We start from the raw sequence: 14562 nt of genomic DNA, 5'->3' as shown, positions 1-14562 counted from the left end.
CAGTATCAAAGCCCAATCCGTGGTAGAAGCACAAAACTCAAAAGGTAAAACCTGTCGTACAACGCATTGTGGCGTATAGCGAAACTGCTCTAATAAGTGTAGACCTTGCGTAAGCCCCATCCCAACTGCAACAGTACGTTTACCACGCTTGCCGGTCGCATCTAAAGCCTTAATAGGTGTAAACAAGCCCATCAAACGACTATAAAAATAGGTCAGCAGCCCTTATAAAAAGGAGCCAAAGCAGATCTAATCGCTTTATTTACCGCTGCATAATACCCAAACTCATGGGCATTTTCACGCACACCCTGCATACTAGCCTTATTCTTTATCGCTTTTCTAGTAAACCACCACCCGCTTTTCGCGCAATCGGCTTACCATTCAAATAATAAAAATTAATACCATTTAGCCTCCCTACTAAAGAGATAATTCCGGTCTGTTGTGCCATAAAACCACCATATAAGCTAAACGACTATAATACAGCAATATACAAAAATTATAATACAGGTTATAGCGTGGTTATAGCATGCTTATAGAGAGCTTAAAACAAGCTTATAGCATATTAGAAGACATTAAGTAAAAATTAAAATGACTAAACAGATAAATAATGAAGACCTGTGACCTTAAGCCGTGTATAATTAATTACTTAGTCTCTAACGACTTACCAACAATCCTGCGGAATTTTTACAGGTTCATAAAAGTTTGCTAACTTAGTTGTTAAACCACATATCTAACCATACAACAAGTACGTTAGCACTAATTAAAACCAACAAAACCAGCTATTTGACAGAAATGTCGTAAAAATGTCGCAATCAAACCGCTATCAATCACATCATTTCCGAATTAGATTTGTGATATATTATAAAAAGACAAACTATGAATGAAATTGGTATAAAAATCAAAGAAGCGAGAAAGATGAAAGGTCTTTCCCAAGAAGAGTTAGCGGATTTAGCAAAAATTAACCTGAGAACTATTCAAAGAATAGAAACTAACCAAAATGAACCTCGTGGAAAAACACTTAACTTAATTTGTAAAGTATTAGAAATAAATACTGAGGATATACTTGATTATGGTAAACAAATCGATAAAAATTATTTAATATATTTTCATCTTTCAGTTCTCACATTTTTATTTATTCCGATAGGTAACATTATATTACCATTAATTTTATGGTTAACCAAAAAGGATAAAATTATTGGATTAGAAAATATGGGTGCGAACCTTTTAAATTTTCAAATTATTTGGACGTTTGTGACATCGATAATCGTTATTGGATACGCATTAACAAAAATAATGCATTATAAAACATTTAGTTTCTTAGGATATATTTTTATAGGATTATACCTTTTAAACATCATAATACCAATCATATCTGTAATCGAAATAAGAAATAACAACTTTCATAAGTCTTATCCTAAATTAATTCAAATCATTAAATAATATTCAATAAATGAAAAATAAAAAATTTATCCACTCAAGCTTTATAGGCTCTTTATTATTTTCAATAATTGGTAGCATTCTAAAATTGAATTACCATTCGAGTTTTGCTAATTCTTTTTTATTTATCGGTGTTATTTTAACTTTGATTTTTTTAATCCTTGGAGTTATTGAAATAAATAAATCAACAAGATTAAGCAAACATCAAAAAACATTATGGACAATAGGTTTAATTGCCTTTTTTAATATTGGCTCGATAATCTATTATTTTATAGGTAGAAAACGAGTATAAACTGCTACCAACATCCGTATATAACAAATAGAGTTTACCACTACCCTAACCAACAACGATTACTTAACAACTAAAAATCGTTATACCAGTTAAATAAATCTGTACGTACACCAATACTAAACCAAAACGTATTAGAATCCGTAGTAGACGCTGTTATCGCATCTGGATTAAAATCTCTATAAATAATATTAGTAAATAGTTTTAAATTGGTCGCAGGATTTAAAAGATAACCCGCTTGTATTTCGGTCATAAAACTATTGGTTTTATTCCCTTGTCCAATGGTAATACCTGTATCGGCATTACGATCATTATAATCTCTATAAATATCGCCTCCATAAGAAAAGTTATCCTCATCGGTATTGTAATCAAAGCCACGTTGACCAATAATAAATTTTGCATCGGCAAACCAACGCTTATAATTGTAACGCCCAATTAACACCAATTCTTTAAAATTAGCTCCCCAAAGGTGTGCCATTGGCTCATTAAAATTAGCATAATTAAGAATTTGCGTATTATGTGAATAGGTATAAGGTCTCACTCTGTTATACTCTGCTTGTAGCAATAAATTATCAACCTCAAAGGCATTAAAATACTTCGCCCCTAACTGATAACCGAATTTATTTTTCCAACTCTTTTCTCCTGCTTTAACATCACTTAATGAAAACTCATCTAATATAAATTGGCCGTAAATATTCACTTTATTATTCCACTTGTATTTAGAAGATAGACCAAGAATAGCATTTCCGGCACCTTGCCCTGTTTGAAACTCTATAGCTCTGAAAAATACAATTGGATTTAAATAATTAATATCAAAACCTCTTCCATTGGTATCTGACCAAATTACAGATTCAAAGAAGCCAATATTTAAGCGTTTTGAGACATTCCAACTTAAATAATGATTGGCCATATATTTAGTTAAAAAAGCATCATCCACTACAACTTCAGGTCTCACATCTTTTAACCACATCCACGTACTGGTGTATTTTATTTTCCAGAAGGTCGCATTCAACTTTAAATATGGATAGGGGCTTGACACATCACTTTGTAATAAGGAACGGTAACCATCACCTATAAAATTTTTCCCATGTCCAAATTGGATATTTAAAAAATCGGCTGGAGTATAGGACATATAGGCTTCTGCTACTGGATAATCATACGAATTCTCTTTGAAACGTTTTCCTATTCCTCGACCTGGAATAATAGCAGGATCTGGACCAAAAGCTTTCAAGCTTTCTGCATATTGATTATAATAATCAGCAAAACGACCTTGACTCTCATAAACAGATGCCGTTAGATTAAAACGTTTCCCTAAACCAGCTTGTATATTAATCCCTCGTGTATTATTCCATGTAGAACTAAATTCAGCTTCTGTATCTTTACCCACTTGTAAATCTAAAATAGGATCTACGGTAAACCAATAATCTTTGCCTTGGACTTCTACCAAATGTTCGTTAAAAACTTTTCTACCCAACCAAGAGTCGGTTTCCTTTGCTAGGCTTTCTTTTTCCCCTTTAATATCATAATACCTTGCCACATCACTATATACAAAAGGTTTAGCTGCTGTATGACTATTAGCGCCAATGGCATTCATCTCGTCATCAAAATGTGCATAATAGGCATGTGTAAATGGTATGTTTAGCTCACTATCATATTCTAATTTTTCGTAAGCTTTTAAACCTTTAGCGATATCATCAAACTCATTAGACAAGGTCGCATTTAAACTGTCCTTTTCGGTGAGTTGAACCTCATCAGTTGGTAGCTCAGTCTTTTCAACAGGTTCTACTAAAGGTATAGCAATACTAATGCTATATTGAACAAATGTAGGGTTACCATTATAGGTAGCAGGTTGTATTTTTGGAAGTGAATCAAAAACACGTTTGCTTTCTTCTTTTAATTCTTCATAAATCGCATCTGTATAGATGGCCTTGAATTCACCTTCTTTGTTAACTTCAAACAATACTTGAACGTCACCTACGTAAGACTCGTCTGTAACTATTTGAGGTACTTTAAAATTTTCGTAAATAAACGTATTTAGCGTAAAATTGAAACACGATTTCATTTGCTCTACAGCAACGGAATCACATGCCTTAAAAACAGGTGATTTCTCGTAAGACAATAAGGTTTGTGTATAACCAAAGCTGGTCGTTAACAGAATAGCAAATAGCACAATGCGCTTCATAAAGGACTAAATTTTAATGTGCGAAAGATACTTAATTTTTTTAGTAACCTTGAAATCAAATGGAGTATAAAAAAACCGTTACTCAAAGAATAACGGTTATATATATTTAACTAGTAACATGTAGGACTAATTTCTAGCATCAAAAATTATAGGTAAGGTATAAATAACACCTACAGGAACTTGTCGTTGTAAGCCTGGTTCCATTTTAGGAATTTTATTTATAACCCGATTCGCTTCTTTTTCCAGAGCAGGATGTGGTCCTCTAATCTTAATATCGCTAACATTACCAAATTTATCAATAGTAAACTGTGTAGAAATTTTTTGTCTTCCCGAAATACCATATTCAGATCCAATGTCTACATTAAATTTATTACCAATTAGTTTTGTGATTTTGTCCGACATACATTTTCCACGCTCATCATTATTTGTGTATTTCTCGCATCCTGGATATACTGGAACTTTTTCAATTAACGTGAAGGGCACAAAAACATCGTCATCTTCAGGATCTACTTCTTCAGGTAAACTACTTGGCACAAAGGGTTGTGTCTCTGGTTTCTGCTCTTCTGGAGTGATAAGTTTCTTTTCTACAATGTCCTTTTCATTATCAACCGCTTCATAATCATCAATTAACTTTGTGCTCCTTTCTACTTCAGGCTCCGTTTTTTCAGGTTGAATAATCTCAGCTCTAAAAGTTGGCGTAACATCTATAATTGCCAATTCATTGTCTTCTAAAGGATCATAAGTAATAACCTTCTCTTGAAACTTCATTTCAAAAAGTGCATACGTACCTAATAAACAAAGAATGAGCCCAATTTGAAAATATAGGCTTGAGTTTTTTTGTAAATTTGCATCATGCTTTTGTGATTTCTTTGCTTCAGTAGCGCTCTGACCAGCGACACTGAAGTCTTTGTTAGATTTTTTCATAATATCTATGATTTAAATGTTAATATTATGTCAAAGTCACAATAAGTATACCAAAACGAAAATCCCGCTCAATTAATTTTGAACGGGATTTTTATATAAAAAATAGTATTATTATACCTTAGTCTTGTACTTGGAATACAATTGGAATTGAGAATGGCATTACCACTGATTTCCCTCTTTGTTTACCTGGTTGCATTTTAGGCAATTGGCCAATAACACGTTTTGCTTCTTTCTCTAACCCTGGATGAGGACCACGAGCTACAATATTTGTTACGTTACCAGATTTATCAACTTTAAACTGAACAAAGATTCTTTTTTTACCAGGAGGTAATCCTAAATCGCCAGCTAAATCTGTATTAAATTTTCTACCGATAAATTTATTAACCTTTTCGTTCATACAGTCTTTTTTAGCTGCATTTCCCTTTTTATTTTCACAACCAGGAAAAACCGCAACATTTTCAATCACTGAGAATGGTACCTCTAAATCTTCTTCTACTTCTTCTACAACAACATCTTCAACTTCAACAATTTCTGTTTCCATTTCAGTTTCTGTAGATTCTATAATTGTTTCCTCAACCTCTTCCTCATCTTCAACAACCTCAATAATTTCTGGAGCTGCAGGTGGTGGTGGTGGTGGTGGTGGTGGTGTTACAATTTGTTCTGTAATTGGCACTTCTTCGTCTAATTCATCATCAAGATTCAACGAGTCCGCAATAACATCAACTTTATCGTAAGTTTTATAATTGATTGCCAAGTAGGTAATACCCATCATTAGGGTAAGACCAACAGCAAAAAACAGCGAACTGTTTCTACTCACATCTGATTTCAGATTCTTTTTAGGTTCCATAATATGATTTTTTAATACAACTTCGCTAATTTAACTAAATAATAGTAAAATAAACAAGGCTTTAGGTTAATTTAATTTTTCTATATTTATTTTACTCGCAATTAGCGTACCAAAAATAGCACCAATACTATTTGCAATTAAATCATAGGTATCATAGGTTCTATTAGGATTAACAAAATACTGTAACAACTCTAATATAAAACCGAGAAAAATAGCTGCAAAGCAAACTATAAAAAGTAATCGTCTCTTTTGACCACGATTAACATATAATACCCACAGTAATGTTAATCCAGAATAAGCTACGATATGAAATATTTTATCATCAAATGAAGTTCCAATGCTTGGCACTCCTTGCAACGTAATTAGGCTCGCAATAACCAGTGCCAACGTATAAGCTATTGACACTAGTAAAAGCATTTTTCTAACCACTGATAAGTGCTTTATAAGCGTCTGAAGATAATAACCCTTCTATTTGAGAAGCGTCTGAAAACTTTAATTTAATCATCCAACCCTCACCATAAGGATCAGAATTCACCTTTTCTGGTTCGTCTTCTAAATTTTCGTTGAATTCTACAATTTCACCAGATAAAGGTAAAATTAAATCTGAAACTGTTTTAACAGCTTCAACAGTACCAAATACTTCTTCAGCATCTAAAGTTTCATCTAAAGTATCTACTTCTACATATACAATATCACCAAGTTCGCCTTGAGCAAAATCTGTAATTCCGATAATAGCTGTATCTCCTTCAATTTTTACCCACTCGTGGTCTTTAGTATACTTTAATTCTGATGGTGCATTCATTTTAATAGGATATAAATTGTTTTGTGCAAATGTAATTTTTTAATAGATTCAATTCAAACTTAATTCCCAAAATTATAACGCAATGTAATTCCTGACCTTACGGATGTTTGTGGGAATGACGTGGAAATTGCAAATTCAGAGAAGGAATAGTCAAAATAGAAAATTGCCGTTAAGTTTTTACTAAAGGCATAATCTGCATTGTATTCAAGTCCCCAAATAGTCTGACCTGCGGTAATTTGATTGTTCTCTAAATCTAAATATCGGATAATCGTTTTATTGTCTCTAACAGTAACATCTAAACTCATGTTTAAATCTGCTACAATAATTTGCTTTGGTCCTGCAAGTTGCGATCTAATTCTTAAATCTTTAAAGCGATATCCCAATCCAAGTGTATATTCTTTACCTTGAATTTCAGTCATTAAATTATTATCAAAACTTAAGGATAATGTTCTATCTGTTTTAACCTCAGCCAATACTTTAACCGAGTTTTTCATTTCAAAATCTAAACGCACTAAAGGACTAAACTGCTCTTCTAAGTTAATATTACTGAACAATGTTTCATTTTTAAAATTCCCAGATTGGTCTAATGCGTTTTCATTAGCAGGTGCTATAAAGCCCAAATCTTTATCGTATTCTTGGTAATCTAAATTAGTCACAAATTGATTTATCGTGTAATTAGAACGGTAACCATGTTGAACTGAAAAACGTTTAAAGGTTTTCTTAAACCAAGGCAATTTCATTAAACCTGTATATTTTAAAGTCCAATTTGGAATAGGAACATCTCGGAAGGCACTGGTATTTACTTTTTCTGGATCAGCTCCTTGGTATGCGGATAAAAATGCAGGCAACAGTACGCGTTGGCTATTTTTACCAAAACCTTCCGGGTAACCTTCAGCATCTACACCATACGGTGTATCTCCATAAAATTCTTTTGCCAATCTGTTGGCTACAATTAATCTGTTAGCCCTAAAATCATTAAAAGCAACAGATTGATTTTCGTCACTCTTACTAAATGCCGTTTTAATTAGCGCTGTCGAAATGCTAAAGTTTCCGTAAGAATTAGTGATTAAATCGTTATATGTATCACTTAAACCATCGCCATCAATATCCAACGTATTAAAACTTTCGGTAATGGTTTCAGCATATATTCTATTTCCTGTCAAATCGATTTTCAAATCTGACAAAGGCTCTAAGTTTATAGAATAATCTAAAGATTTATTTGTAATCTCTGTATACTGATCATTAAAGTCTTCATAGGTTGTTAACCAACCATTTCTAGCCGCCAAAGTTCTAATATCACTCTGACTTCCAAAAGTAAAACCAACTGTAGGTTTTAATGTCCCAATAAATCCTGGTGTTTGCAAATAACCTGGTAGATAGATTCCATTGTTTTCGTTGTAATTAAATTGCATACGTTTCACCATGGTGATAACATTAATAAATGTATTATATGCCTTTTCGCCTGAACTAGGCTTGTTTACATCCTCTTCCTTATCCTTTTTATCATCTGCACCTGGTGTACTTCTTCTAACAGCAGTACTTCTAGTTCTTCCTTTACTTTTGGTCTGCCCTTTTTTAACTAACCCTAAGGTTTTGTATAAAGTTTCCATATTTAGAGAAGAGTTTAGATTATGTGTATTAGAATTCTGAATAGAGTTTCCTAAATTCACCGTTTCGTAAAGACCCGTATCTTCATCTAGCACCTCTAAATCTGAATATAAATCTGAACCCTTTTGCCATTGAAAAGCTCCACTATAAGCATAAGTAGACCTTAAAAAACTTAAAATAGGAATTTTATATATTGGCAGTTCATAATTAACCTGTATCTGTTGAGTCTGGTAATTAGGATCTCCAAAATCAAAGAAACCGTCCCAAACATCTAACTCAGGATCTTGCAATCCATCTAATTGGTTATCTATAAAATAATTACGCACAATATTCGTATTTGCCGCTGAGAAATTTACGCTTAATGCATCTGTAAGATTATAATTTATAGCATATTGAAAATCGAAAGTGTAATTTCTTCTAAACAATTCTTCTAGACCTATATTATCTTCTGTTAAGTCTACCTCTCTAAACTTTTGCTTAGTAAATTGTCTATTAATATCTGTATTTACAGAAATATTAGATGGCAATAAATTGAGATTAAAATCCTTCAATATTTTCCAATTTTTACCAGTAAATAATGAATCATTCTTTTTAAAAGGCTCATATTTCAACGGCTCAAAAGCATAGTTATAGTTAGCTCCTGCCCTAACCGTTTGATTTAAAGAACTCTCAATTTCAAAATCACGATGTTCAACCTTATTATCAGAATAATTTAAAGTTAGGTTTTCTACATCATAAATGTGTTTTTTACCATCACCTGTTTTCTGTTTTCTTACCCCTATAAAATTTATACTTTGACGTTTGGTATAATCTTCAGATTGTTCACGAATGCGGTCTTCCTCAGTACTAGAGGTGGCTGCATCTAATCTAGACGCTAAAGTAAGGTCGTTATAATATTGATCGAACTTAGGAGTAATCAGCTCTTCACTCTGAGCATAGTTAAATGGAAGTTGAACACCCCATTTTTTTGGTAATAACTGTCCTAATTGAATATTAGTTACAACATCGTATTGTACCACATCTTCTAAACTTCGTTCGCTTGGACCTTGATCAATACTTCCAAAACCTATAGTACTACGGCTACCTGTTGCACTAATATTTGCAAAGTCTGCTATTTTAGTATCCATACTTAAAACCGCTGCCCAACCTCCTTCGTTATCCATATCAGACATACGCAACTCATTAAACCATACTTCAGAACAGGAATTCATTGCTGTTATTCCAGTATTTTTTACACCAACCATTAAAACTCTAATATCTCCAAAATTAGGATTCCCTTTAATTGCGATACGTTGTTGGCTTTGAGTGCCTTCAATATTATCATAAAATACATTTCCGGATGCTAGAGCTGTCTCATCAAGTTCACCATCAGTAACATTGTAAAATGTAGCATCTTCATTAGATAAAGTTCCTGCAGAAATACCAAGTGCCTTAATCTTTTGTAAATACTCTAATGGCATTTCAATTTCATTCTGTTCCGGCCAAACTTGCTCTCTTAAGCTGCCTTCTGCATCACTAGATGGCAGTAATGGGACTTCTATTTGATAGTAATTTTCAGTAAAATCATTACCCATTCTAATAAAACCGACCATTTCCCCTGGCTCTAAAAGGTTCCCAGCTTGTGCTTCAGCATGAATAAACATTCGCAGCTTTTTATACTGACGCATGTCAATATCAATATTTTTATAAACTCCTTTAGAATCTGTAGGTCTTAAATCACAGGTTTGAAGTACTAATGATTGTTCGTTTTGTCTTATTATGGTGTTATTATTATTAAGCTCTTCTTGCTCAACTCCAGGAGGTCGTAAGTAATCTGGATTATCTTGTACACCAGCAACACCAACATTAAACTCTACATTTGGACTATCATTGGCACTGTCATTATCTAGATCCAATGAATATTTTCTCCAATCACTTCTTACCAAATCTAACGTTGCAAAACGCAATACTGTATTCTGAGTGAAATCTGACACAAATAAACGAGCAAAACGGATAGATCGTATATCTGAAATACCACCTACTGCTTCACGAATATCACTTTCTCCAATAGGAATTCTAAATTGATACCAAGACACCTCTCTTGTATCCCCATTTTCTAGAGTTACAGAAGCTTCTTTAATATCATTAATTATTGGGTTATTTAGGTTTAACGATGAACTGTTAATATCAACCTCATACTGATAATAACTATTTATAGTATTCATCGTATTATCTCTATTGATATCCTCAACATCTGGTTGCGTAGTTGAGCCTCTATTGGTATCTGTAAAGGTTTCTGGAGAATTCCCTTGTGTACTGTTGTACTTTTTATAACGGTTATAAATATCACCGTCCGTATTTAAGTAATACACGTAGTTATCATTGGATGGATCTGGCCCAAATTCTGCCCCAAATTCTGCAAGCTCTTCTGAATCATCAAAACCATCAAATCCTACATCTTGATTGGTACGTTCTGTACCTGTAGTTCCAAACGTATAAACCAAAGATTGGTTTTGTGGTACAACACTTCCAAATTCGGTTCGTCCTAAAATTGAAACATCACCATCTTCTGGTAAACCATTTTCAAATTGTTTTTTGCCATCTTTTAAAATATCTTCTGAAATATTACCTAGGTTAATATATAATTTACCTCCAGGATTTGATGGATTATCTAGAAAAGGATCTTGAACCCAAAATTCAATATATTCTACATTGGCTTGTTCAAAATCAGTAGATGTAATTTGTCTTGTAATACCACCCCAACTATTAGAAGGGTTTAACGCTGCACCATTTGCTGCCGTTGGGTCAAAGTTATACGGACCACGTTCCGTTGGATAATAAGCTAAATCTAACGTGTTTATAACAGAGGTTTGTCCTTGAACAATATCTTGGTCAAAAATCTCTTCTATAAAAACACGACGTGTATATAAGTCTGAAACATCATCATCAGTGATACCATCTGGTCGTTGCGTACTATAAAAAATAGGATCGATAGTATACCAATTTAAAAGGGCTCTACCAAAACCGTTTTCTATTCCATTAACGTCGTTGCCTGGAATGTTGCTTGGCAAATTTAATGGACGACTAGCTAGAGTCCATGATGTAGGACTCAGCAAATTAATAGAGCCTTGTGTGCCTTCAAAATCGTCAATATATGCTGTAGCTTCATCATCAAAATCAGCTCCACTTGAAGCACCAGGTAATAAGTATGCAAACTCACCTCTTAAAGAAAGGCTAGAGGGTACATCGGTATCGATATTAGGTAATTTATTAACCATTCTTGTTAAAAACGGAACTTCTGTTGAGTAGTTCCCATTAAAACCAAAAATGGTATTATTTATAGGTTCAGAGTTATAATTGGCTTTTTGGGTGATTGGGCGTTCATTAAGATTTAATAATGTGGTTCCTAAAACAAAATTATCATTGAATTGATGTTCTACATTAATCCCTGTAAATCGTTTTGTTTGTTGACCAAAAACGGCATTATTTTCTACAGAAATATTTATTGGAGTGTTTGATGCTTTTAAAGCTTCGTCTAAAATTTCTACACGCCCTAATTGATAATTCACAGTATAATCTACTCCTTCTACAAGTGTTCGTCCACCCGCCGTAACAGTAACAGAACCTCTAGGCACATTAAATGCTCCTATTGAAATTCCACTATCACTTCCACTACTTGTATAACGTCCTTTTATTTGAAACTTATTTTTCTCTGCTTCATCTAAAGCAGCTGTTTTTGTGGATTTATAAAGTATATCGTAAACATATTTTTTTTGATTTTCATTATAACCCGCTTGAGTGTCTGTTATGTCATCATAATCAGTAGCGTTGTTATTTGAGTTGCCGTCATTATCTAAAACATCAAATAAATAACGTCCGAAAGGTTCAGATTTTGTAAAAATGATTTTTCCGTTTTGCGACAAGATTGTAACGCCTTCAACATAATCAAAGAAACCATCCCCTTGCGTTTGAGCATCTCCATTATAATTTAACTTATCTAAATGAAAAAGTCGTATTAAAGGGGTTTCACGAATTTCAGAATCATCACTAGTAACATTGGGTGTATTATTATCAAACGTAGGAAATTCAACTTCAACTCCACCAACCGTTACTGGAGTAATATAGTTTAATGCAGAAGATTCAGTATAAAATATATTTAATGTAAAATCCTCTTGATTCAGTTGATAAGCACCTGTATCATAAATATTCTTCATCATTAAATCCCAAATAGGCTGATCTACAGACGTTACAGCACTTTTCAGCATTTTTACGATTAAGCTTTGATTACTCACCACATCAGTTCCTGAAGTGTTATCTACTGTTGTGGCATCTACACCATCATTAGCAAATTCCCCTACCTGAAATACTTGTCCTCCTAACGTATATTGAAACGCTACAGCTAAAACTTCATCATTTAACAAACGCTGACTTAATGATATATAACCTAAATCGGCATTTAAAACATAATCCTGCCCTTCAATTAATTTGCTAGCAGATTCAAGTTTTCCATAATCAAAACCTTCTTGAATGCTAACATTTACACCACCTTGTATATTTGTAATGTTTCTAACCGATTCTGTTAATAAGGAACCTGCTCCTCCAATATTAGTTGGATCGAAATCATTATTTTCATTACTTGGTTTTGCACCCAAGTTATTAATAAAACCAGCAGGTATAGGATCAATACCAATATTGTCTGCAGTAGACTCTCCTAAATCTTGAAATGCCACGATATTTCTAACATTCTCGGTTTCGTTAGTTCTATTTGTTACCCAAACTTCTGCTCTAGTGATCTGCAAACCTTGGTTATCAATAAACGGATATTGTTGTAAAGCTTTATCATAGGTTTCTTGAAAATATTGTGCTAAAAAGAAATGTCTGTTTTCATCATAATCTTGAGCATAAAACTCGAACTCTTCAACGGTTCCTCCTCCTTCTGCTACGACTGATTTAGACTGCGACTGTTGTTCTGAAAACACCGCTGTAACTCTAGTTTTACCAAATTGTAATTCTGTTTTTACACCAAAAAGACTTTGCGCACCTGTAATCAAAGAACTGTTAAGTGGCATACTTACATTACCAACTTCAATCTTCCGGATAATATCGTCTTCGGTTGGAGTATATTCTAATTTTACAACTTGCTGAAAATCAAAGGTAGCTTCGGTATCATAATTTGCAGTAACTTGAAGTCGTGTTCCCACTTTACCCAATAAACTTAAACTAATTCTCTGATCAAAGTCAAAAGTGAAATTCGTTCTATTTTGCGGAGAAAACGACGGATTATCTTGTTTTGAAAAAAGAATACCTAAATCTACCTCTACAGAACCTTGTGGTATAACATTTATGGTGTTGCCGCCAAATATGGTTTCAAATAAGCCTGAATTTACATAAAACTCTGGTAATAAATTTTTCTGATCTTCCTCTGAACCCTCTTTTTGTCCAGCTTGAGCATCAGCCATTTTCTTATAATACGCTTTTAACTTTTCTTGAAGTACCAGTTCTTGGAATTCGTCTGGAGTTAAAATTAAAGGGTAATTGATATTGAAATTTCCAATTTTTTCAGAATAGACATAGCGGTCTAGAATAGGATCGTAAGTATATTTTGATACAATACTATTTGGATTTGGCATGTTCAATTTCCCAAATGCAAACGTGGTTTTTGTAGAATCTTGTTCGGTTTCAGTTTCTTGAGCAAAAGCAGCATTCCCAATTAGCATGGTAAAAGCTAATATGCAGAAATATCTATAGGATAAGTTTTGCTTATGTAGAGGTCTATTCAATTGCATTATAAGTTTTTTAGAGCTTCTTTAATAATTTGCTCCACTTGGGCATCTGGTTGGGCTTGTAAAATTTTATCGACAACTTTTTCGGATTGTTTTTTATTAAATCCTAAAACATCTAAAGCAGATAACGCTTCTTCTTTGTGTGTATTGTTTGGTATTGTAGAAAGTTCGTCTAGTCCATAGACTTTTAACACTTTATCCTTTAAATCAATTATTACACGTTGTGCCGTTTTTAAACCAATGCCTTTTACACTCTGAATTAATGCGACATCTCCACCAGCAATACCTTCTTTTACTTGATCCGGAGATAGTGACGACAGCATTGTACGTGCTGTATTTGTGCCGATACCACTGACAGAAATTAATAATTTAAAAATTTCGCGTTCAACGTTAGAAGAAAACCCGTATAAACTATGTGAATCTTCTCGTACTTGAAGATACGTATAAAGTCTCAAGTGTTCTTTATCTGGAATCTGAGAATACGTATGTAATGATATATTAATAAAATAGCCGACACCATTGCAATCTATAACAACGTCTGTCGGATTTTTTTCTACAAGTTTACCCTCTATGTGTGTAATCATTTATAACGAAATGTTGAAAAACCAAATGTAATAAAATTATTTTCATTAGAACACATCACGGCATACTATGAACACTAGATATGATTATATCTTGTTTTCAAGAATTTACACATTATTCAAATGAGTGATG

The 14562-nt window shown here is 33.3% G+C and carries 9 protein-coding genes; 2 read left to right on the top strand and 7 right to left on the bottom strand.

The genetic code is table 11. The annotated features are described in order from the left end of the window. The first annotated feature begins 873 nt into the window (after positions 1 to 873). Complete coding sequence (locus tag HM992_RS05715) at positions 874 to 1437, top strand: helix-turn-helix domain-containing protein (RefSeq protein WP_179319020.1); 564 nt, start codon at positions 874 to 876, stop codon at positions 1435 to 1437. Positions 1438 to 1447: 10 nt separating this feature from the next. Next, positions 1448 to 1726, top strand: a complete 279-nt coding sequence (locus tag HM992_RS05710; protein WP_179319019.1) for a PLDc N-terminal domain-containing protein — start codon at positions 1448 to 1450, stop codon at positions 1724 to 1726. 70 nt (positions 1727 to 1796) lie between these two features. Here the strand turns inward: HM992_RS05710 and HM992_RS05705 are convergent, their stop codons facing one another. The 7 genes from HM992_RS05705 to ruvA all read right to left on the bottom strand — a co-directional run bounded on the left by HM992_RS05705 (position 1797) and on the right by ruvA (position 14432). Then, positions 1797 to 3905 carry a gliding motility protein RemB gene (locus tag HM992_RS05705; protein WP_179319018.1) on the bottom strand — a complete coding sequence of 703 codons (2109 nt, stop codon included), beginning with the start codon at positions 3903 to 3905 and terminating at the stop codon, positions 1797 to 1799. Between the two features lie 126 nt (positions 3906 to 4031). Continuing rightward, complete coding sequence (locus HM992_RS05700; RefSeq protein ID WP_178985974.1) at positions 4032 to 4829, bottom strand: energy transducer TonB; 798 nt, start codon at positions 4827 to 4829, stop codon at positions 4032 to 4034. A 118-nt stretch (positions 4830 to 4947) separates the two neighbouring features. Next, positions 4948 to 5676 (bottom strand): energy transducer TonB, encoded by a 729-nt coding sequence (locus HM992_RS05695; RefSeq protein WP_178985975.1) that lies wholly within the window; start codon positions 5674 to 5676, stop codon positions 4948 to 4950. A gap of 66 nt (positions 5677 to 5742) precedes the next feature. Next, positions 5743 to 6093, bottom strand: a complete 351-nt coding sequence (locus tag HM992_RS05690) for a VanZ family protein (protein ID WP_179319017.1) — start codon at positions 6091 to 6093, stop codon at positions 5743 to 5745. A 4-nt stretch (positions 6094 to 6097) separates the two neighbouring features. Next, the gene (gcvH, locus tag HM992_RS05685; protein WP_178985977.1) at positions 6098 to 6478 is read right to left on the bottom strand and encodes a glycine cleavage system protein GcvH; all 381 of its coding nucleotides are present in this window, start codon (positions 6476 to 6478) and stop codon (positions 6098 to 6100) included. Positions 6479 to 6537: 59 nt separating this feature from the next. Beyond that, positions 6538 to 13851: a T9SS outer membrane translocon Sov/SprA gene (gene sov / locus HM992_RS05680; protein WP_179319016.1), complete on the bottom strand. Its 7314-nt coding sequence runs from the start codon at positions 13849 to 13851 to the stop codon at positions 6538 to 6540. Beyond that, positions 13851 to 14432 carry a Holliday junction branch migration protein RuvA gene (gene ruvA / locus HM992_RS05675; protein ID WP_179319015.1) on the bottom strand — a complete coding sequence of 194 codons (582 nt, stop codon included), beginning with the start codon at positions 14430 to 14432 and terminating at the stop codon, positions 13851 to 13853. The genes sov and ruvA overlap by 1 nt, the downstream gene beginning before the upstream one ends. Between the last annotated feature and the right edge of the window lie 130 nt (positions 14433 to 14562).

It is taken from the genome of Winogradskyella helgolandensis, from assembly GCF_013404085.1.
Lineage (GTDB): Bacteria > Bacteroidota > Bacteroidia > Flavobacteriales > Flavobacteriaceae > Winogradskyella > Winogradskyella helgolandensis.
Note: the sequence above shows the minus strand (reverse complement) of the source record. Positions and strands in the feature narration are given on the sequence as shown.